The organism is Chryseobacterium sp. MYb7 (genome assembly GCF_002979455.1).
GTDB lineage: Bacteria > Bacteroidota > Bacteroidia > Flavobacteriales > Weeksellaceae > Chryseobacterium.
In genome coordinates, this window is sequence record NZ_PCOU01000044.1 from 1 (window position 1) to 22,804 (window position 22,804).

The window sequence follows — 22,804 nt, forward strand, 5'->3', positions numbered from 1 at the left end:
GATTTTAGTTCTTTTTTTTGCAACTCTAAATTGCTAATTTTCTGGAAACTCTTTCTCTAAAAAGTTTAAACAGGTTCATTGTATGATTTCATGTAGAGACATAGTACTCCTCCTCTTCAATACTCAAAAAAGAGAACGCTTCATAATATTAAAAATACTTTATCTTTGTTTCCTCAGGTTATATCATAAACATTTTATTTGAAGATCATCCGCATGAAAAACAACAGCTTTATATCAACTGTAAAAGGAATCTGTACTGTGGCTTTTTTAGCACTGAACACAACTGTTTACGCTCAGAAAACAGTAGATATCTCAACAATTTCAGAGAAAACACTAAATACCATTCTGGAAAAAAACAGAGCTTATTACAGCCAGGGCAAAGTAGCAGATTACATTCCTGAACTGGGGAAAATGGACGCTAAAGCCATTGCTTTTTCCGTAGTAGACAAAAGCGGTAAAGTATTCAACACAGGAGATGTTAGTAAAAAGTTTACTATGCAGAGTATCTCTAAAATCATATCATTAATGGTGGCTGTAAATGAAAAGGGAGAAGCTCATATTTTTGACAAAATGGGATATTTCGGTTCCGATAAACCCTTCAATCATTTTTCCAATCTGGAAATAACAGGAAAACCGCTTAATCCAATGATGAATGCCGGAGCAATCCTTACGACTTCACTTATTTCAGGAGACGGAGAAAAACCATTCCTTAAAATACTGGATATGGTAAGATATATTACCAAAAACCAAACAATTGACTACAACAAATCTGTTTACGAATCTGAAAAATCAACGGGACACCGTAACCGTGGTATGTTCTATATTATGAAAAACAGTGGGCTGATTTCAGGGAATGAAGACCAGCTGGATAACTATTTCAAACAATGCTCTATTGAGCTTACAGCAGAAGATCTTGCCAAAATAGGATATTTCTTTGCCAACCAATGTGTAAGATTTGACGGAGATTCCACTTACAAAAATGCCGACATGGCAAAACTGGTAGAATCACAAATGCTGACAGCCGGAATGTATGAGTTCAGTGGAGAATATTCCAGAACGGTGGGCTTACCAAGCAAATCTGGTGTAGGAGGCGGAATTACCGTAAGCGTTCCGGGAAAAATGGGAATTGGTGTATTTAGTCCTTCGTTAGATCAACATGGAAATTCACTGGCAGGATATCACATGATTTTAGATCTGGCAAAACAATACAGATTAAGTATTTTTTAAATTTGACAATCCATTCATTTACACCCAATAAATAATATGGGTCTATAATTGATCCAAAACAACCTTCTAAGGGTTATTAATCATAAAAACCCTTAACGATTAGCACATTCAAAAACAGTAAGTATATCAAGTACTTACTGTTTTTTTATGAATTTCGAAAAGATAATTTAATTATTTGTTAAAATCCCTATCTGTTTATTTATCAAAAAGATAGATAAAATTCACAAATAATTCAGATTAAATCACAATATATTGATTAATTTTACATAAATTCGCATATCCGTTTTATCAGATTGATAAAGGCCATTCTTTCATTTTCGAACCTTATTCATGGTATATTATCTTTTTGTAATATACCCGAAAACAAATCTCCCTTTTTTGAAATATTTTATTTTTTATTACTATATTTGCTTAACATTTTTTTAACTATAACTATTTATAATTAAAATTACTAAGATTGTATCGTCACGTTTCTAAGAATAAGAAAATAATAAATATACTTTAATAGCATTTGAACAATTGATATTTTTCTATTAAAAAATCATTATCAAATAACATTTATGATTGAAGATATATTATAATTTTATTATTTTTATTTCCTCATAACGGGATATCATTGTTTACACCGATGGTATTGATGTTTTGTTATGAGATATCATTAATCATTTCTATACCGTAAATGCTATGAAAAACTTGACTAAAATCAGGCTAATGCCTTTTGAAAAACCGGAGATCACCCTACTATCAGACAATCTATTGATAAGTAATAGATTATTGAATAATTATCAAAAAACGATTCAACCCGTTAACGATTTAACAAAAACCAATTTTATTATATCATAACAAAAAAAGCAATTGCCTTATTACCGAAAGGCACATCATTTTTTTGTTATGAATCTCTTGCTATCATTCAATAATTATCACGCCATGAAAAACTTACCCATTATTGGACTGACGCCTTTTGAAAAACCAGACGTTAACCTTATATCTAAACTGCATCAGGCGGGTGCATTTCCCGTTTTGAGTTTAGGAAATGAGATAACAACTGCACAGGAAGCGTTACATCAACTTGACCAGATAAACGTACCATCGTATGGTATTTATTTTTCTAATGACAATTTCGCCTCTCTTCAAATTTCTGAAAAAGTAAGATTTGCGATCCTTCCGTTTGGAATGTCTAAACCCTCCAGCCTGCCTGCAATATATCAGGTAAGTAGTTTGGAAGAAGCCAGACAAGCCGAACAGTCGGGAGCAGAAGGAATCATTATCAAAGGAAATGAAGCAGGCGGATTAGTAGGCTATGAATCCACGTTTGTATTATTCCAGCGTGTGATCAAAGAAATCCAAAGCATTCCGGTGTGGGTACAGGGAGGAATAGGTCTCCATACCGCAGCGGCATCAAAAGCTTTGGGAGCAGCAGGAATCGTACTGGACAGCCAATTGGCTTTGTTCCCGGAAAGTTCGGTTCCTAAAGAGCTGAAAGAAGTATGCTCAAAACTGAATGGTACAGAAACTAAGGTAATTGCCAACCATCGTGTATTGGTAAGACCCAACTCACCGGCTTTACCTGAAAATGCAACCGCTGAAGATCTGAAACAATATTTTACAGGTTTTGACCTTAGTACATGCTATATCCCTATGGGACAAGATATTTCATTAGCAACGGATCTGTATGAGGATTTCAAAACACTGAAAAAACTTATTTTCGGTATCAAAGAAGCCATGTATGGACATCTGAAGCAGGCAAAAGCACTGAAAGTAGTTGATAAAAACAACGCTTTAGCTCAGGAACTGGGTCTGCGATATCCCATCGCTCAGGGTCCAATGACTCGTGTGAGTGATGTTCCTTCATTTGCCAATGCAGTAGCTGATGCCGGAGCATTACCTTTTGTTGCTCTATCCTTACTGAAAGGAGAATCTGCAAAATCTTTGGTAATGGACACTAAAAAACTGGCTGGTGATAAAACTTGGGGTGTAGGAATTCTAGGATTTGCACCACAGGAATTAAGAGACGAACAGACATCATATATATTAGAAGCAAAACCTCCAGTCGTTTTGATTGCAGGCGGAAGACCCGCTCAGGCCAAAGTATTTGAAAAAGCCGGAATAAAATCATTCTTACATGTTCCTTCCCCTGCCCTTCTGGATATTTTCCTGAAAGAAGGGGCTAAAAACTTCATTTTTGAAGGACGTGAATGCGGAGGCCACGTAGGCCCTCTTTCAAGTACAGTTCTTTGGGAAAAACAAATTGAACGTATCTTGAAAGAAGACCACCCTGAAAACATCAGTGTATTTTTTGCAGGAGGAATTCATAACCCTTTTTCAACCGCGTTTGTTTCCATCATGGCTGCACCATTAGCTGCAAGAGGAGTAAAAATCGGGGTATTGATGGGTACTGCCTATCTGTATACGCATGAAGCTGTAGAAACCGGGGCTATTCAGGAGGAATTCCAGGCTCAGGCTATGCAGGCTAAAGATACCGTTTTACTGGAAACAGCTCCGGGACATGAAACCCGTTGTTTAAATACTGCATTTGCCAACCATTTCAATACCGAAAAAGCAAAACTTCTTGCTGCCGGAATGGACAAAAAACAAGTATGGGAACAGCTTGAAAAATTAAATGTAGGTCGTTTACGTATTGCCGCTAAAGGGATAGAACGTCAGGGTGATAAATTAGTTAATATTCCTAAAGATGACCAATTAGACTTAGGAATGTACATGATTGGTCAGGTTGCCACAATGCATAACCGTGTGATCTCATTGGCAGCTCTTCATCAAAGTGTGGTAGACAATTATGAGCATATTCAGGAAGCAGCGTTACCGGAAGAACCGGTATCTGTAGAAAAACCTCTGGATATTGCTATCGTAGGAATGGAGTGTATCTTCCCAGGTGCTAAAAACCTTGATGAATACTGGAGAAATATCATTTTAGGAAAAGACAGTGTTACCGAAGTACCGGATGAAAGATGGAATAAAGATCTTTATTATAAACCGGATTCCAACGAATCGGATGTATCTCATTCAAAATGGGGAGGATTCATTCCAAAAATTGATTTCGATCCATTAGCATTCGGAATTCCGCCACAATCACTTGCCGCTATTGAACCTACACAGTTGTTAACCTTATTGGTAGCTAAGCGTGCGATGGAAGATGCCGGATATGGTGAAAAACACATCAACAGAGACAACATTTCTGTCATTATAGGTGCTGAAGGAGGTAATGATCTTGCCAACAGCTATAGTTTCAGAGGATATTATAAGCAGGTTTTCGGAGAACTTCACGAAGAAGTAAAAGAAGCTTTCCCCCATACTACTGAAGATTCTTTCCCTGGTATTCTGGCGAATGTAATCGCAGGTAGAATTACAAACCGACTGGATCTTGGAGGTAGAAACTTTACAGTAGATGCAGCCTGTGCTTCTTCTTTGGCAGCCATCGATCTTGCCTGTCAGGAACTTGTATTAGGAAAATCGGATATGGTACTTGCAGGAGGAGCAGATTTACACAACGGAATCAATGATTACCTGATGTTCTCCAGCACGCATGCTCTATCCAGAAAAGGAAGATGTGCTACATTCGATGGTGATGCAGACGGTATCGCTCTTGGAGAAGGTATTGCCATCCTTGTTTTAAAAAGATATGAGGATGCTATCCGTGATGGTGACCGTATTTATTCAGTAATCAAAGGAGTTGGAGGATCCAGTGACGGTAAAGCATTAGGATTAACGGCTCCTAGAAAAATAGGTCAGGTAAGGGCCTTAGAGCGTGCTTATTCCCAGGCTGGGATCAGTCCTGCTTCCGTTGGTCTTGTAGAAGCTCACGGTACAGGAACAGTAGTAGGTGACAAAACCGAATTAAGTGCTCTGACCAATTTATTCAGCCGTTCAGGAGCATTACCTGGACAGACGCATTTAGGCTCTGTGAAAACACAGATCGGGCATACCAAGTGTGCGGCAGGGTTAGCTGGATTAATCAAAGCTTCACTTGCTGTATATCATGGAGTAAAACCACCTACCCTCCACCTTCAGCAGCCTAATGCGTATTATAATGCAGCAACCAGCCCATTTGCATTCCATGCAGAAAGTGGATTGTGGGGCGAGAAGAACCGTTATGCAGGAATCAGTGCCTTCGGGTTTGGAGGAACCAATTTCCATACAGTCATTGCTAACCATCCAAAGCAGGATAATTCAATCGCAATGCAGTCATGGCCTTCAGAATTATTTGTGTTCCGTGGAGACACCTATGAAGAAGCCAAAGGAGAATCAAGCAAGGTTAAGGCTTTATTAGAAATTAACGATGGTATTCCATTAAAAGATATCGCTTACAGTTTAAGCATCAGTTCAGAAAAGTCAATCCAGTTCAGCATTGTTGCTGACACTGCTGAAGACCTGATGATGAAGCTTGAACTGGTACTGCTAGGGATTGAGACAAAAGACACCTTTACAGTTAACAAAAAAGAAGGTAAAGTAGCTTTCACATTCCCTGGACAAGGTAGCCAGAGAATCAATATGGCACGTGACTTATTTGTGGTTTTCCCGGCTATGCGTAAGATTATTGATGAGTATCCTGAACTTGAAAAAGTAGTTTTCCCATCTAAAACCTTTAATGATACTGATTTAAAACAACAGAAAGAAACCATAAAAGATACCCGTTTAGCACAACCCATTTTAGGAATTGTAGACCTTGCATTGGCTAAATTCTTAGAATCATTAGGTATTATTCCGGATATGCTGGCAGGTCACAGCTATGGTGAAATACCAGCTTTATGCTTTGCAGGAGTATTTGGAGAAGATAAACTGGTTGACTTAAGTGTTAAGAGAGCGCAGTCTATCTTAGATTCAGTAGAAGGCGGAGATCCCGGTTCAATGCTGGCAGCAAGTGCTACTCCGGAACGTTTACAGCCAATTATTGCAAAAGTAGAAGGATGTTATCCTGTGAACTTCAATGCACCTACTCAATGTGTAATCGCTGGATGTACGGAAGCCATCAATAAATTATTGGAAGTTCTTAAACAGGAAGGCATTTCTGCTAAAAAACTGGAGGTTGCCTGTGCATTCCACAGCCCGTTATTGGCAAAATCAAAAGGTTTGTATGAAGAAGTTTTAAAAGACGTTCCTTTCCAGGAAATGCAGATTCCTGTATGGTCTAATACTACAGCAGAAGTATATCCTTCAAATCCATCAGAAATAAAAGAAAGACTTACTGACCATCTGGTACAACCTGTAAGATTTGTAGAACAGCTTCAGGCCATGTACAATGATGGTGCAAGAATCTTCATCGAAGTAGGACCAGGAAAAGTACTTACCGGATTGACCAAATCATGCCTGGAAAAAGACCAGCTGACCTTGTATGTTGAAGACAACAGCCGTAATAAATTCAGTCACCTGCTTTGCATGCTGGCACAATATTTAGGTACAGGCAGAAGCTTTAACATTGATAAACTTTTTGACGGCAGAAGTGTTACGATCATTGATCTTAACCAGCCTGAGCTTTACAAGAAAAGCCCTGCTATCTGGCGTGTTAACGGGCAAACAGCCCACCCAACAACTGGTAATCTGCCATCTAATGGTGCATTGCCACTTATAAACCCAATTCCCATGAACAACTTTACGAATAACCCACAGGCACCCGCAACGGAAGCTCAGTCTACTGCTGAACGCATGTTGCAGGAATATTTGAACAGCATGAAATTAATGATACAGGCACAGCGTGATGTGATGCTTTCCTTTATGGGACAGAATCCTCAGGCATTCCCTGCTCCTGTATACCATTCACCAGCACCAGCTGCTGCACACCAGCCCATATCTACCATTCCGGTTCAGCCTGTTCATCAGGAAAAACCAGTAGCTGTGGCTCCTGTAAAACAAGCTCCGTCAAGAGATATCAAATCCTTATTACTTCAGGTAGTAAGTGATAAAACAGGATATCCTCAGGAAATGCTGGGTATGGAAATGGATCTGGAAGCTGATTTAAGTATTGACTCCATTAAAAGAGTAGAAATCATCGGAACACTTCGCAATGAACTGGGATCTCTGGGTAACGGAAATACCAATGAAGATACCGTTATGGAGCAGCTTGCAGGAATAAAAACATTAAGCGGATTAGTTTCATGGCTTACTGAATTTTCAGGAGCTGAAACAACTGCTGCGCCTGAAAAAAACGGAACAGCAGCTGAACCTGCAGTTTCAAAATCACAAACTCAGCCGGCATTCTCTCTTGAAGACCTTCAAAATGCTATTTTGAATATAGTAAGTGAAAAAACAGGATATCCAAAAGAAATGTTAGGCCTTGACCTTGATCTGGAAGCGGATTTAAGTATAGATTCCATCAAACGTATGGAAATCATCGGCGATCTTAAAACCAAGATCGGTTTTGGTCAAAACCTTGAACAGGCAGATGATGTGATGGAAAAACTGGCTGCTATTAAAACCCTTCGTGGTCTGGCAAGCTGGATCAGCGAAATGAATGGTGAAACCAACGAAACTCCACAGGAAGCGAAAGAAGACAGTACTGCAGAACCTGTTCAGAATGTACTTTCACGTCTTCGTTTTGATATCACTCCTACCGATGCTTTTTTAATACAAAATACAGAAGTATTGCAGGGAAAACGCTTTGCCATCACACAAGATGACAACCAACAAACCTCAGCAATCAAAGATGCATTAGAAAAGCATGGAGCTATTGTAGAGTTAATAGATACTGAAAAAGATCTTTCCCATATTGACGGATTAATTATGTTAGACCTATTCTCTGCTGCTGACAAACCAAGCATCATCGATCACGTAGATCTGATCAAAAAACTGGATTTTGATAAAGCAAAATGGGTATATCTTATTTCAGATATTCCAGCACACCTTCAGGAAATTACAGATGCAAGCATATTACGTCATCATCAGGGATATCCGGGACTTTTCAAAAGTTTAGCAAGAGAATTTGATAATACAACTTGTAGATTAATCAGCCTTAGTACGCCTCAGGAAGTAGATCAGATTGCTGAAATTACGTTGAAAGAAATCCTTACCAATGATAAACCTGCTGAGGTGATTTATAAAAACGATCAGAGACACCAGGTAGACATAATTCCTTCTCCATTATCAACAAGCTTGAATGAAGCTCATATCCAATTAGATCAAAAATCTGTGGTATTGGTATTGGGAGGCGCACAGGGAATCACTGCCGAATTGGTAAAACACATGTCTCAGGCGTATCCTTGTACTTATATTCTGGTAGGAAGATCAGCGGATCCAAGAAATGATATTTCTGCGAAAGATTTTGAGGGAATGAAAACCAAAGAAGAAATCAGAGGTTTCCTGATTAAGTCTGGTCAATTCACTTCTCCTTCAGAAATAGAAAAAGAAACGACGAAAATTTTCAAAAACAATCAGATCCTGCGCACCATTCTTGATATGGAAAACCTTGGAAATACCATCGTTTATCAATCACTGGATCTTTGTGACGAAGAAGGATTAAGTAATCTGATCAGCAGTATCTATGAGACATACAACCGTCTGGATGGAGTGATTCATGGAGCAGGTCTTTTAGAAGATAAATTATTCAAACAAAAGACAACAAGCTCTTTCGGACGTGTATTTGATACCAAAGTGAAACCACTTCGTGTATTGGCAGAACAGCTTCGTTCAGACTGCCAGTTTGTGGTACTGTTCTCAAGTATTGCTTCCGTGTACGGTAATAAAGGCCAGACAGATTATGCAGCGGCCAACAGTGTACTGGATGATTATGCGAATGCTTTAAACAAAAGATTAAAAGGAAAAGTAATCTCTATCAACTGGGGACCATGGAAAGGTGCCGGAATGGTTTCTTCCACCCTAGAATCAGAGTACGAGCGCAGAGGTATTTCCATGATTCCATTGGATGAAGGAAAAGAAATCTTCCTTAACGAGATTAAATACGGAACAGAAAGCCAGGTGCTGATCATGTCAGGAAATAATTGGTAAAACGCTGCATAAACTCAATATGAAACAAACAGATGTTGCTGTAATTGGTCTATCCTGTGTCTTTCCCGGGGCACAGGATGCCAACACTTTTTGGCAGAATATTGTCAATAAAGTTGATTCTACCGAACTCGCTCCGGCGGATCGGATAGATCCGGTTCATTTCAGTGATGCGACAAGTCCCGTTGACCGTTTTTACTGTCAGCGTGGAGGATTTATCCCTGACTATACTTTCGATCCTACTGCATTTGGTATTCTGCCATTGGCTGTTGAAGGAACGGAACCTGACCATTTGCTTACCCTTGATCTGGTACAGAAAGCACTGGAAGATGCAGGCGTATTTCAAAAGAATACTTCCCTTGAAAAAACGGGAATCATCATTGGTAAAGGAAATTACACAGGTCCGGGTGCTACCCGTGCCATCGAAATTGTAAGAACAGGAGAACAGATTTCTTCATTGTTACAGGAATTGCTGCCTCAGGTTTCTTCTGCAGATATTGAAAAAGTAAAACATGCTTTTCAACAGCGCAAAGGACGTTTTGCAGCCGATACTGCGATGGGATTAATTCCCAATCTTGTTGCCTCTCTTGTTGCCAACCGCTTCAATTTAGGAGGCGCTGCGTTCACTGTAGATGCCGCTTGTGCCTCTGCATTGATTGCTGTAGATCATGCCGTACAGGAACTTCAGAGAGGTCGTTCCGATATTATGATCGCAGGAGGTGTGCACACAGGACAGAATGCTGCTTTCTGGAGTATTTTTGCTCAGCTGGGAGCCATGTCACGCCAACAACAAATCAAACCGTTCAGTAGTGATGCTGATGGTCTGTTGATTGGTGAAGGATGTGGTTTTGTTGTACTAAAAAGACTGGAAGATGCCATTCGGGATCAGGACAAAATCTATGCTGTGATCAAAGGAGTAGGCGTAAGCAGTGATGGTACCGGCACCAGCGTGATGAGTCCATCTGTAAAAGGTCAGTTGAAAGCACTGGAACAGGCATGGATGAATGCTGATTTAGATAAAAATAAAGTGGGATATCTTGAAGCTCATGGCACAGGAACTCCCCTTGGAGATAAAACAGAACTTCAGACCTTAGCCCAATTCTTCGGGAAAGAAGAAGAAGCACCGGCTGCGGGTATCGGATCTGTAAAGTCCAATATCGGGCATGCTATGCCGGCAGCAGGAATTGCCGGACTGATTAAAACCTGTTTAGCATTACATCACGATATTTTACCACCGACCTTATATTGCGAAAATCCGACTTCGGAGATGCAGAACACAAGGTTTGAGCCTGTACAGGAAGCCAAAAACTGGTCAAAAACAGGGCTTCCAAAAGTAGCCGCAGTGAATGCTTTCGGATTCGGAGGAATCAATGCACATGTTGTTTTGGAAGGGTATGATATGCCTAAAAAAGACCATGTACTGATATTGGCCAGACCTACTCATGAACAACTGCTTTCCGCATTACAAAATAATGAAACAGCCATTGGTGAAGGAGATTTCAGAGTGGCTATATTCGATCCAACACCCGCAAGAGTAGAAAAAGCCATTAAAATTGTTTCCAAAAACATCATCTGGAAAAACAAACAGGATATTTGGTACACTTCTACCCCATTATTAAAGGATGGTGGTAAAGTAGCCTTTGTATTTCCGGGCTTAGATGGTCTGGCAAAAGGTGAAGTAGAAACGGTAAGCCGTTATTTCGGACTGACAGCGCCAATCGAAACGGAAGGTGAAGGTCTTCTAACGGATGCTTTAAACATTTTCAACAACTGCAGTATCCTTGACAATTCACTGAAAAAACTGGGAATTATCCCAGATATGAATGCCGGACACAGTTTAGGAGAATGGCTGGCTGGCTACTCTTCAGAATTAGCGGAAGCCAATTCTGTAAAAGCTTTAATTGATGTGCTGAATCCTGAAACTTTTGAATTAAAAGACTCCAAGTTTATCGCCATAGGAGCCGGAATTGAGGTGATAAAACCTTTTATTGCTGAAATTTCAAACCTTTATGTTTCCAATGACAACTGTCCTAATCAGGTGATTCTTTGCGGAAGCAATGCAGCTTTGGATGAATTGGTGCCTTTGTTAAAAGCAAAACAGATCTTCCATCAGGTACTGCCGTTCCAGTCAGGATTCCACTCTCCTTTTATCGCTGATAAACTGGATGTGATCCTTGCAGGAATGGAAAAAGCACAGTTCCAGCAGACAAAAATACCATTATGGTCTGCTACCACCTTAGAGCCATATCCTGCAGATCAGGCAGCGATCAGAAAACTGAGTGCAGAGCATTTGGTAGAACCCGTTCGTTTCCGTGAACTGACAGATAAATTATACGAAGAAGGCGCAAGAGTTTTCATTCAGGTCGGTACAGGAGGACTGATTGGATTTATTGATGATACTTTGAAGGGGAAAGCCTTCAGTACCATTGCTTCCAGCGTTCCAACCCGTTCTGCATTAGCACAACTACAGCGTGTAGTGGCTTCTTTATTTGTAGAAGGAAAAACAATTGCCCTTGATTTTCTGGAGATTCAGAATCATTCGAAAAGACCTTCAGGAAAAGGCATTAAGCTGGAATTAGGTTCTCCTATTATCCGTAATTTTAAAGAAGTAAAAGCGTTGGCTCAATCTTTTGACACGCCAAAACAATATACAACAACAGCTTCGGCTATTGCCACAAAAAGCGGTCACCCGCTGGTACAGGCATTCCAGGAAAACGTTGCGGATATGATTCGTATGCAGGAAGAAGTATTAACTTTATTCCAGAACCGTCCGGAAATTACCATCCAAAGTCCTGCGCCTGTAACCCATGCAGCTCCAAAACCAGCAAGAAGCACAACCTTCTCAAAAGATTTGTACGTAACCTTAGAAAGTCATCCTTACCTGATCGATCACAGCTTATTGAGACAGCCTAAAGGATGGGCTCATGTAGCAGATATGGAACCGGTAATTCCGATGACGATGATCTTTGAACAGCTTGCAGAAATTGCAGAAGCGGAAATTCCGGGAACACAGGTTCATAAAATCATGAACGTAAGTGTATTCCAATGGATGAACGTAGCCAAACCTTTCGAAAAAACCGTAAAAGGAGAATGGCGTTCACCTAATCATGCTTATCTCGATATTGAAAACTTTGCCAACGCAGAAGTAGTCTTAAAATCTGCTCCTGTTCCAACCCCTGATTTCAATCTTTCCATTGGTAATCTTTTGCCTATTGAAAGAACCCCTGAAGAGATCTATGACATGCATATGTTCCATGGAGATAAATACCAGGGAATCACTGAAATTTCAGCCGTTGGTGACAAAGGAATCATCGGAAAAATAAAAGGAAACGGCGGCAAAGGTTCTTTGCTTGATAATGCAGGACAGTTATTCGGACTCTGGCTTCAGCTTACTTTGGTGAAAGACCGTATTGCATTTCCTGTGAAAATCAGAGATATTGAATTCTTCGGAGATATGCATGACCAGGAAGGTATTTTTGAATGTACCTGTATGCTGACCGAACTTAATGATGAATTTGCCATCGCCGATATCATCCTGAAAAGAGACGGAAAAGTTTGGTGCGCCATTACCGGCTGGCAGAACAGAAGACTGGAAATTGATGCCGCTTTATGGAATGTTTCCATGTCACCGCTGCACAATAGACTTTCGGAAGAGATTGCTCCTGAAGTTTTCTTCTTCCACCAAGCTTACACCAGAGTTGCTTCATGGGATTTTATCCTGAAAAGATATTTCAACCAAACGGAAAAACAGCATCACCAGCAGTTATTACCCAACAAGAAAAAAAACTGGATGGTAAGCCGTGTGGCGGTGAAAGATGCTGTAAGAAACCTTCTCCGTCAGGAAAAGAATCATGCCTGCTTCCCGATCACCTTTGAAATCCGTTCCGATGAAGTGGGGAAACCTTACCTCATCAGTGATTTTACAGAAGACATTCATATTTCATTGGCTCACAAAGGAAAAGAAGCCGTGGGAATTGCGAGATATGGAAAATCTGTAGGAATCGATATGGAACTGATGGAAGAACGCAGTTCAGGATTCTATGACATGGTATTTACCGACAAAGAATTAGCCTTATTAAAAGACAGAGATCAGGCAGAATGGACCACCCGATTCTGGGTAGCCAAGGAAGCTTACGGAAAATTCCTGGGAACAGGACTGAAAGGAAATCCTAAAGCCTTCGAAGTCGAAGTGATAAAAGACGATCACCTGTGGATCAACAACATTGAAATCAAAACTATTAAACATAAAAATTATATTATCGGATGGACACTGTAAACGCAACATTAAAAATGAACCACGAAGAACTTTTTACTTTATTAAAAGGTTTTATTACTGAAGTGATAGGTGCTGAATTTGTAGAAGAGATGGATATTACTCCTGAAAGTTCATTCACCAAAGATCTTGAAATGGACAGCATTGAAATTGTCTCTTTCTCTGAAAAGATCAAGGCGCATTTTGGCGATCAGATCGACTTTACGGGTTGGTTATCATCTATGGATCTTGACCAGCTGATTAATCTTGACCTTAGTATGATCATCAATTATATCTACGAATGCCAATAATCACTGTCAATAACAGACAAGTTCATATACAGGAACTCAACAAAGGAGCCGAACAAACCGTGGTACTCATCCACGGTATGTTCAGTAACCTGTCCATTTATTATTTTAATATTGCCCCTGTGCTGGCAAAGCATTTCCATGTGGTGATGTACGATCTGAAGAGTCACGGTATGAGTGAACGCTTTTTGGATGGGTACGATCTTGACAACATGTCATCCGATTTAATAGGTTTAATAGATCACCTTCAACTGGAAAAAGTACACCTTGTAGGCTATAGCTTCGGAGGCCTTATAGCGCTGAAAACAGCTTTGGAATACCCAGATCGCGTGAATCAGCTTGTAGTGACGGAAGCTCCCGATCCTCAGGACGAAAAAGCCCGTAACATCATTGATGAATACAGCAAAGAATTTCTGGAACATTACGTCGCCAACTTTACAGATACCACCAAAGTGCAGATGGGCAAAAGACAGATGGAAAAGAACCACCGTATGTATGAATTTCTGTTTAACCAGACCAGCATTAAAGCAGATATGATTAAGGAAAAACATTTCCTGGGTGAAACCGACTTCAGCAAACTGACGACTCCCACTCTATTGCTTTATGGCGCTGATTCCAACTGCAGACCTACCGGTGAGTGGCTGCAATCCCAAATCAGCCAGTCTGAACTTGAATTAATTCCGGGTGATCACAATATTCCGATTCAGGAACCTCAGCGTATCGCTGAAACGATTGCTCAATTTTTATCTAAAATTTTAACACAAAACCATGGCTAAATTTGCATTTATAGTTCCACCATTGACAGGACATGTCAACCCTACCTTAAGCATTGGTGCTACCCTGCTGGAAAGAGGACATGAAGTAGCCTGGATCAGCCTTGACCCGACTTTAGAGGCTAAACTTCCCGAGGGAGGAAAATTATTACTGATCCAATACGATCAGACCGACGAAGAAAAAAAAGAAAGTGAACAATATCTCGATATTATATCCAAAAAAGTAGTGTATGGTATAGACAGCGTTAAGTTCCTTTACGAAGAGGTGCTTATCCCGCTGAACAGACATTGCTATAATGGAGTTGTTGCTTTACTGAAAACATATCAGCCTGATTTGATTATCGGGGATCATCAGCTATTTGCAGCCCCGGTTGCCGCAAAGGCATTAGGAATTCCTTGTGCGACTTCCGTTACGGCTCCGGCAGCCATCAAAATCATGAATGAGCTTCCAAAAGTACACGAATGGGAAGTGAATCAAATCATTGATCTGCAGAAAGAATTGGGGTTTCAGGAAGGACGTTCTCTGGCGACTTCAGATCTGCTGACATTGGTTCTGACCTCCAATTACTTCTTTGGCGAAATGGATGATCTACCCTCTCAATACCAATTCACAGGTCCGGTTCTTACGGAAAGACGTGTTTCATGTGAATTCGACTGGGAAACATTAAAAAGCAATGACAACAAAAAGATCCTGGTAAGCATTGGTACAACCTTCGATCACGATCATAAAAAAGCCTTTTTCCAAAAGGTCGTTGATGCCTTTAAAGATGAAGATTTAACCGTTGTAGTCGTTTCCGATCCACAACTTTTCGAGCAGTGGCCGGATAACTTTATGGTGTATCAGCAGGTTCCTCAGCTGGATCTGTTACCTCATCTGGATGGTGTGGTTTGCCATGGCGGTCACAACACCGTTTCTGAAACATTATCCAATGGTATTCCTTTGGTAGTGATTCCGATTGCATATGACCAGTCGCATGTTGCAGGACGTGTAGTACGTACAGAAGCAGGTGAACGTCTTAATTTTAACAGATTTAAAGGAAATCACCTGAGAGAAGCGGTACAACAGATTTTAAATAATCCAAGCTATCGTGAAGCGGCTCAGAAGGTAGGACAATCTTTTGTGGAAGCCGGAGGTGCACCTACAGCAGCTAGCTTATTGGAACAAGCCATATCAAAGGCTTCAAAACCTGAAAAACCGTCTAAGTTTTTATTCGTAGTTCCCCCGTTTTTCGGACATGTGAGCCCTACTTTAAGTGTAGGAGCAAGTTTAATTGCCCGCGGACACGAAGTAAAATGGTTCGGAATTACCCCTTTAGACAGCAAGCATATTCCCGAAGGAGGATCTTATTTCTATCCTGAAGAAGATCTTGTTCCGTATCAGGAGGAAATTGCCCGTATTTTAAAAAGACAGGATGACGGACCTGCATGTTCCGGACCTGAAGTGATGAAACTGGCACTGGAAGAAACCTATGTTCCTTTTGCTAAAATGATGATGCCGGGATTAACCAGATTAACAGAAAGCTGGATGCCTGATGTGATTGTGAATGACTGTATCACTTTCGGAGGGGCTCTTTTCGCTCACAAACATAATATTCCTTGTGTAACGACAACCCCAGTTCCACCGGATGTGATGGGAGATACGGAAAAAAGTGCGCCTAAAATCTGGGAATGGCAGCAAAACCTGATCAAAGACCTTCAAAAAGAAGTAGGCATTCATGAAGAAGGAATTTACATCCATTCTCATAAACTGAATATGGTCTTTACTTCGCAAGCCTTTGCTGGTTTTGAAACCGTTCCTTCCCATATGAAATTCGTAGGTCCGGTAAAAGGCCGCCCGAACGATGCTCCATTTGACTGGGATAAACTGAATGCATCTACCACTCCGAAGATATTTGTATCATTAGGAACACTGTTGGTAGACATCAGAAAAGCGTTCTTTGAAAAAATCATCGCTGCCTTTAAAGACCAGCCGGTTACCGTAATTGCCGCTACTCCACCGGAAATCTTTGAAGAATGGCCGGATAACTTCATCGTGAACAGCTTCGTACCTCAATCTGCAGTGATGCAGCGAATGGATATGGTAATTTGCCACGGTGGTTTTAATACCGTTAATGATACTTTCCGTAATGGGTTGCCGATGTTGATCACTCCTATCGCCTATGATCATTTCCATATTGCAAAACTGATTGAGCAGGCAGGCTGCGGAATCAGTATCCGATACAAGAGACTGCGTGTAGATGCCCTTCGTGAAACGGTTTTTGAATTATTGGAAAATCCGAAATACAGAACCGCTGCTCAGGAAGTAAGAAACACATTTACCCTTGCAGGAGGTAACGATAAAGCGGTAGAACTGTTAGAAAACTTTGTACAGGAACATTCAACATTAGCTTCCGTATAGCCTATGAATCAACCTATGAAAAGAAGATTGCTATTTGGTGAACGTATGTTATTAGGGGACGGTACAGAACCTTTTAACGCGGTCATTGCGTTCAGGCTGAGAGGCTCTTTTACCTTAAAAGAGATCCAGCAGGCACTGGCTCAGATTCAAAATAAACATCCATGGCTGAGAGCATTGATCAGCCATGATGAAAAAAATATTCCATGGTATAATGTTCCTGAACAACCTATATCTATTCCTGTAAGGATATTGACCCGACAAGGGGAAGATCAGTGGCAGGAAGAATCCAGGAGAGAATGGAACACCACCTTTAATTATGAAAAATTACCCCTGATCCGGTTTGTCTGGATCAAAGGGGAAAACGTTTCTGACATGCTGTTTGCGTTCCACCATTGTCTTTGCGATGGTGGTTCTGCAATGGCTTTTTTAAAAGAGTTTTTAGCAGTACTGGACAATCCGGCTGCTGATATCGGAATTGAAACCCCCATCTTAGGAATTCAGGATGTGGTTCCGGCTAAAATTCTGAACAGCCGCAGACAGAAACTGAAAGCTAAGTTTATCGGAAGACTTGCTGCCACAGCAATCAAATGTATTCCGGTAGGCAAAAAAGCTGTAGAAAGACAGAATGACTATCTGATCCACTGGAAACTGGATGAAGCGGTGAGCAAAGAATTAATTGCCTACTGCAAATCTCAGGAAGTGACCGTGAACACATTTTTGAGTGCAGCTGTATTGCAGGCCTTTAAAAAAGTGAGAGGTGAAAAATCCTTCAACAAAGTTTCCTGTCCGGTAGATATCAGACGTTTTGCCAATCAGATCAAGGAAGATCATATTTTCGCTTTCGGGCTGATGATTGTGGTTTCTTCTGATGAAAAACTGAGTTTTTCAGACAACCTTCGTGCAATGCAGAAATCGGTGGAACAAAAGACCTCAAAACTGAATCCTTATATCACGATGATGGTGATGGAATCCGGACATGATGCCCTGAAAAATTTCACCAAGCTTTTAAAGAACGGAAAATCATCCAACGACTGTATGTTTTCCAATCTGGGACGCATTCAGATTCCTCATCAGTATAAAGAATTCTCGGTGGATACTATTTTTAGTCCATCCGTGATCGGCCCTTTGGGTAATACAACAACGATGGTAACCTCAACTTACCGTGGTGAAATGGATTTTTCATTTATGGGAAGCGAAGGATATTTGCCTTACACAGATGCTCTGGCAGTCCGTGACGAGGTGATACAGATTATACATTCACAACTGAAACAAATGGCAGTATCATGATCAGAAGACCCTTAATGATGGTGGAAAGGATCATGTATGTGGATCCTGAAACCCCTTTAAACTGTGTGTATACAGCAAAAATAAAAGGAGAAATTCCTGAAGAGAATTTTAAAACAGCCTTAGCCCAAATTCAGCAGAAACACCCGCTGCTGAGAGCGACCATTGATCACAAAAGCGAACGCTATCCCCTTTTTGTGGGACAAAAGGATATTGAGCCTATTCCCCTTCGTATTGTGGAACGCAAGACAGACGAAGATTGGTTCAAAGAATCTGAAAACGGGTGGTTCCAGCTTTTTGAACATCCTAAAAAACCGTTAGCCGAGCTTGTATGGGTGAAAGGACAGGATGCTTCCGAAATCCTTTGGATCATGCCTCACTGTATTTCAGACGGAACAACCGGAGTAACTTTAATGCGTGAACTATTGAGTTTGCTGGATAATCCACACGCCCCACTCATTCCTTATGTCGCTTTTGAATCTGTGAATGATTTCCTGCCTTCAGATTTTAATACAGGAATCAAAAAATACAAGGCCAGCCTCTACCTGCTCTTCGCAAAAATATTCTTTTCTATCCAGCGAAAAAGCAAAAAGAGAAACCTTGGAAAAAACTACGCCATTCACTGGAAAATGACACCAGAAGATACCAAGCTTATCACTGAAAAATGTAAAGCCAACGGAATTTCCGTGCATGCTTTGCTGTGTTCTTCTGTGATGCAGGCCTTCCGTGATATTCAGGGAGACCGTGCCAAAGGAAAGGTGATCAGTCCTGTAGATGTACGTCATTTTATTCCGGAAATTAAAGAAGATCATTTGTTTGCTTTTGCCCCGACGGTAGAACTTTCTGTGAAAAAAGGCAGTAAGGATGTGATGAGCAATGCCAAACATATCAAAAAAGATCTTATTGAGAAAATCAACAAAATGGAAGCCCGTGAACTCCTGTGGATGGGCGAACATATGCATCCCATTGTGGAACGCATGATCAGTATGCTGAAATCCAGCGAAGGCGGACATGATGTAACCCTATCCAATATGGGAAAGGTGAATATTCCGAATGATTATAAAAACTTCAAACTTGAAACCGTGATCAGTCCTACCGTGGCATTCCCATGGCTGAACTCAAACACTTTAGTAACCAGTACGTACAACAATGAAATGGACTTCACCTTCATGTCCAATGAAAACTTTCTTCCCAAAGAAGAAGCCCATCTGATAAAAGATAAAGCCATTGAGCTATTGACCACCTCTCTATGAAATTTAAAATAAAGCCTCCAAAGCCAAAACTCATCAAAAAAACCACCCTCAGACGCTTTCTCATTAAGCGTACGATGTATTATGTCCTTCCGAATGTATTTTTTAATTTTATTATTGCGTATGCCAGCTTCAAAGAGTTAGGTTACACGCATTTTTTCTCAGGAACCCAAAACCTGGCCCGTCTTACCCTGCCAATGGCTATCTTCCTTCCGGTAGTCCTTACCATCGATATCATCAAAAGAGTAACCGATGCCGCCAGCCAGGAAGCCATAGAATTCACAGTAGACGAACAGCTTAATATTAAAAAGTTAATGACCAAGCTAAGCATTCTACACGGCCTGATCACCGGATCATTGGTACTCTCCCTACTCTTTATAGGGCAGTATAATTTCTCAAAAGATTATAAGCTGGATGCTACGGCAATGGCTGTAGTAGTGGGAACACTAGCGGGGATTTTATCTGTGGTTTTTGTGTATCTGCCGGTGTGGAGATTGAGGAAGTGGATGTGTAGGAGGACGCAGGCTGTGACTATGGACTTAAATGCATAGTTTATTTTAATAAATCTCTATATTTTTAATATAAATTTCTATCTTTGATAGTATCATATGATACTATCAAAGATATGAAACCTGCAATATTTTTGATATTATCGTATACATTTATACTCAAAATTTCCAGAATAAACTTATACTTTCAAGATAATTATGCTAAAGTTTTATTATTTTTAAAGTTAAATTAAATTTCACTTTATTAAATAATACTCATGATAGATAAAAGTACAGTAGAAAAGCTTCTAAAATTTCGTGATGATCGTGACTGGGAACAGTTCCATAATTCAAAAGATTTAGCATTAGCCCTATCTATTGAAGCTTCTGAACTGTTAGAAATATTCTTGTGGAAGAAAAACGAAGATTTTGATAAAGATAAACTGGAAGAAGAATTAGCTGATGTATTTATGTATGGTTTACTCCTTGCAAATAAAAATAATATAGATATCAATAACATTATTCTAAAGAAGTTACAGAGAAATAATGAGAAATATCCTGTAGAAAAAGCAAAAGGAAAATCAAATAAGTATGATGATTTGTAATACAAAAAATGAAGAATTTTACAATTACTGAGGAATACAATTTTGATAGCCTCATAGAAGCAAAAATAAATAAAAATCATAGGGACTACCTATCTTGGCCAATAGTCTATTTTTTAAAAAATAAAAAAACTAAAACCGCTTACGTTGGAGAAACTACAGATGTATTAACTAGGATAAATACGCATTTAAAATCAGAAGAAAAGAGACAGCTTTCATCTGTAAATTTTATCTTAAGTGATTTATTTCATAAATCTGCTACTTTAGACTTAGAATCGAATCTCATCAAATACATTTCTGCTGATGGCCAGTACAATTTGCAAAATGGTAACCTTGGTATTTCTAATCATCAATATCATAAAAAGAAAGTGTATTGGGATTTATTCAAAGATATTTGGGATGAACTCAGACAACTAGGTATATCCCGACATTCTCTAGATTACATCAATAATTCAGACCTTTTTAAATATTCTCCTTATAAATCACTTTCCAAGGAACAAATTAAAGGCTTGAAAATGATTTTAAACTGTTTGTTGGATGAAAATGCTAAGGTTAGCCTTATCCATGGAGGAGCCGGAACAGGTAAATCCATTTTAGCTATCTTCTTATTTAAATTATTAAAAACAAATTTGGAAGATTTTAACTATGCTGATTTTGATGAAGATGATGAGGAGCTATTTGATTTATTAAAGAAGGTTAAAGATAGTTTTACAGATTTAAATATGGCACTGGTGATTCCAATGGCATCATTCAGAAAAACGATTTCTAATGTTTTTAAGAATGTAAACGGATTATCACAAAAAATGGTTATAGGACCTTCAGATTTAGCACAAAATAAATATGATCTTATTATAGTTGACGAAGGACATCGCCTAAGAAGAAGAGTTAATTTAGGTTCATACTTTGGGACATTCGATCGTAACTGTGAAAAGCTAGGTTTAGATAAATTTACCGCATCAGAATTGGATTGGGTTATTCTGCAAAGTAATAAATCTATTATTTTTTATGATCAATATCAATCCATAAAACCTTCGGACACCCTTAAAGAAAGTTTTAAGAAATTAGAATTAGCCCCTTCCACACGGGTTGAAAAATTAAAAACTCAGCTTCGGGTGCGTGGTGGAAACAACTATATAAAATTAATTCACAAAATTTTTGACGAGCCTTCTACTCTTCCCTTACAACATTATAAAACCGATGATTACGAGTTTTATCTTTTCGACGACTTGTCTCAAATGATTAAAAGAATAAAAAAGAAAAACGAGTTACATGGTCTGTCAAGAATGGTAGCAGGATATGCTTGGGAATGGGTTTCAAATAAAAACACTGAAGCTTATGATATCATTATCGGTGAAAATCAGTTAAAATGGAACAGTATTTCTATAGATTGGGTAAATTCTACTAATTCTATTGATGAGGTAGGATGTATTCATACCACACAAGGTTATGATTTAAATTATACAGGAGTTATTATAGGACCGGAATTGGACTATGATTTTACATCCGGAAAACTTACTGTTGATAAGCAAAAGTATAAAGATAAAAATGGTAAAAACTCTATTAAAAATGAAGAAGAATTATTAGATTTCATTATTAATATTTATAAGACTATATTGTTGAGAGGAATAGAAGGCACTTATATTTATGCATGTAATGAAAATTTAAGACGTTTTCTCCATCAGTTTATTCAACCTTACAATCCTTCTTTTACTGGAGAAAGATTAATACAAACTTCCAATAGTCCTACAGAAAGTTCAATTCCTTTCTACGATCTAAATATTGCGGCAGGCTCTTTTTCTGAATTACAAGAATTAGAAAATGTAAAATATATTGAACTAGATAATCTAGACAATAGGGATGATTATTTTGCGTGCACTGTAATAGGTGAATCTATGAATAAAATCATTCCTAATGGGAGTATTTGTTTGTTCAAAAAATATAATGGAGGTTCTCGTAACGGCCTAATCACTCTAGTTGAGGGAAGAAACATAGCTGATTTAGAATTTGGAAGTAATTACACTATTAAAGAATATTCCAGCAAAAAATTAACTGATGAAGAAGGATGGCATCATGAAGAAATAATATTGCTGCCAAAATCCAACGATTCTAACTTTGAGCCTATCATTCTTAGAGATGAAGAAACGATTGATTTTAAAGTTCTAGGTATTTTTATGAAAGTATTGAAAAAATAAAAAGAGTCCGTCTCACAACCAGTGAGGCGGATTTTTTTTGTATTTATTCGTTTTTCTTTTGCAGTTTTTTCCAGTTTGAA

At 39.3% G+C, this 22,804-nt stretch carries 11 protein-coding genes; all 11 read left to right on the plus strand.

Annotated features, from left to right (window positions below):
• Positions 1-213 precede the first annotated feature (213 nt).
• The 11 genes from glsA (at position 214) to CQ046_RS22565 (ending at position 22,724) form a co-directional block, all read left to right on the plus strand.
• Positions 214-1,227 carry a glutaminase A gene (gene glsA / locus CQ046_RS22515; protein ID WP_105704414.1) on the plus strand — a complete coding sequence of 338 codons (1,014 nt, stop codon included), beginning with the start codon at positions 214-216 and terminating at the stop codon, positions 1,225-1,227.
• 927 nt (positions 1,228-2,154) lie between these two features.
• Positions 2,155-9,180 (plus strand): type I polyketide synthase, encoded by a 7,026-nt coding sequence (locus CQ046_RS22520; protein ID WP_105704415.1) that lies wholly within the window; start codon positions 2,155-2,157, stop codon positions 9,178-9,180.
• A 19-nt stretch (positions 9,181-9,199) separates the two neighbouring features.
• Positions 9,200-13,453 (plus strand): type I polyketide synthase, encoded by a 4,254-nt coding sequence (locus CQ046_RS22525; protein WP_105704416.1) that lies wholly within the window; start codon positions 9,200-9,202, stop codon positions 13,451-13,453.
• Positions 13,441-13,740 (plus strand): acyl carrier protein, encoded by a 300-nt coding sequence (locus tag CQ046_RS22530; protein WP_002977699.1) that lies wholly within the window; start codon positions 13,441-13,443, stop codon positions 13,738-13,740. The genes CQ046_RS22525 and CQ046_RS22530 overlap by 13 nt, the downstream gene beginning before the upstream one ends.
• Entirely contained in the window at positions 13,731-14,513 is a 783-nt protein-coding gene (locus CQ046_RS22535) for an alpha/beta fold hydrolase (RefSeq protein WP_105704417.1), read from the plus strand. Before CQ046_RS22530 ends, CQ046_RS22535 begins: the two co-directional genes overlap by 10 nt.
• Positions 14,506-16,908 (plus strand): glycosyltransferase, encoded by a 2,403-nt coding sequence (locus CQ046_RS22540; protein ID WP_105704418.1) that lies wholly within the window; start codon positions 14,506-14,508, stop codon positions 16,906-16,908. Before CQ046_RS22535 ends, CQ046_RS22540 begins: the two co-directional genes overlap by 8 nt.
• A gap of 15 nt (positions 16,909-16,923) precedes the next feature.
• Positions 16,924-18,195: a condensation domain-containing protein gene (locus CQ046_RS22545; protein ID WP_228407029.1), complete on the plus strand. Its 1,272-nt coding sequence runs from the start codon at positions 16,924-16,926 to the stop codon at positions 18,193-18,195.
• Entirely contained in the window at positions 18,192-19,445 is a 1,254-nt protein-coding gene (locus CQ046_RS22550) for a phthiocerol/phthiodiolone dimycocerosyl transferase family protein (RefSeq protein ID WP_105704420.1), read from the plus strand. Before CQ046_RS22545 ends, CQ046_RS22550 begins: the two co-directional genes overlap by 4 nt.
• Entirely contained in the window at positions 19,442-19,993 is a 552-nt protein-coding gene (locus CQ046_RS22555; protein ID WP_105704421.1) for a hypothetical protein, read from the plus strand. Before CQ046_RS22550 ends, CQ046_RS22555 begins: the two co-directional genes overlap by 4 nt.
• Before the next feature lie 215 nt (positions 19,994-20,208).
• Positions 20,209-20,535, plus strand: a complete 327-nt coding sequence (locus CQ046_RS22560) for a nucleotide pyrophosphohydrolase (protein WP_105704422.1) — start codon at positions 20,209-20,211, stop codon at positions 20,533-20,535.
• Positions 20,536-20,543: 8 nt separating this feature from the next.
• Positions 20,544-22,724, plus strand: a complete 2,181-nt coding sequence (locus CQ046_RS22565) for a DNA/RNA helicase domain-containing protein (RefSeq protein ID WP_105704423.1) — start codon at positions 20,544-20,546, stop codon at positions 22,722-22,724.
• Positions 22,725-22,804: the final 80 nt, after the last annotated feature.

What these genes read in the sequence shown, in the direction of transcription:
- CQ046_RS22565 (WP_105704423.1), top strand. Translation starts at nt 20,544, where the DNA reads ATGAAGAATTTTACAATTACTGAGGAATACAATTTTGATAGCCTCATA.
- CQ046_RS22520 (WP_105704415.1), top strand. Translation starts at nt 2,155, where the DNA reads ATGAAAAACTTACCCATTATTGGACTGACGCCTTTTGAAAAACCAGAC.
- CQ046_RS22525 (WP_105704416.1), top strand. Translation starts at nt 9,200, where the DNA reads ATGAAACAAACAGATGTTGCTGTAATTGGTCTATCCTGTGTCTTTCCC.
- CQ046_RS22530 (WP_002977699.1), top strand. Translation starts at nt 13,441, where the DNA reads ATGGACACTGTAAACGCAACATTAAAAATGAACCACGAAGAACTTTTT.
- CQ046_RS22555 (WP_105704421.1), top strand. Translation starts at nt 19,442, where the DNA reads ATGAAATTTAAAATAAAGCCTCCAAAGCCAAAACTCATCAAAAAAACC.
- CQ046_RS22545 (WP_228407029.1), top strand. Translation starts at nt 16,924, where the DNA reads ATGAAAAGAAGATTGCTATTTGGTGAACGTATGTTATTAGGGGACGGT.
- CQ046_RS22535 (WP_105704417.1), top strand. Translation starts at nt 13,731, where the DNA reads ATGCCAATAATCACTGTCAATAACAGACAAGTTCATATACAGGAACTC.
- CQ046_RS22550 (WP_105704420.1), top strand. Translation starts at nt 18,192, where the DNA reads ATGATCAGAAGACCCTTAATGATGGTGGAAAGGATCATGTATGTGGAT.
- CQ046_RS22560 (WP_105704422.1), top strand. Translation starts at nt 20,209, where the DNA reads ATGATAGATAAAAGTACAGTAGAAAAGCTTCTAAAATTTCGTGATGAT.
- CQ046_RS22540 (WP_105704418.1), top strand. Translation starts at nt 14,506, where the DNA reads ATGGCTAAATTTGCATTTATAGTTCCACCATTGACAGGACATGTCAAC.
- glsA (WP_105704414.1), top strand. Translation starts at nt 214, where the DNA reads ATGAAAAACAACAGCTTTATATCAACTGTAAAAGGAATCTGTACTGTG.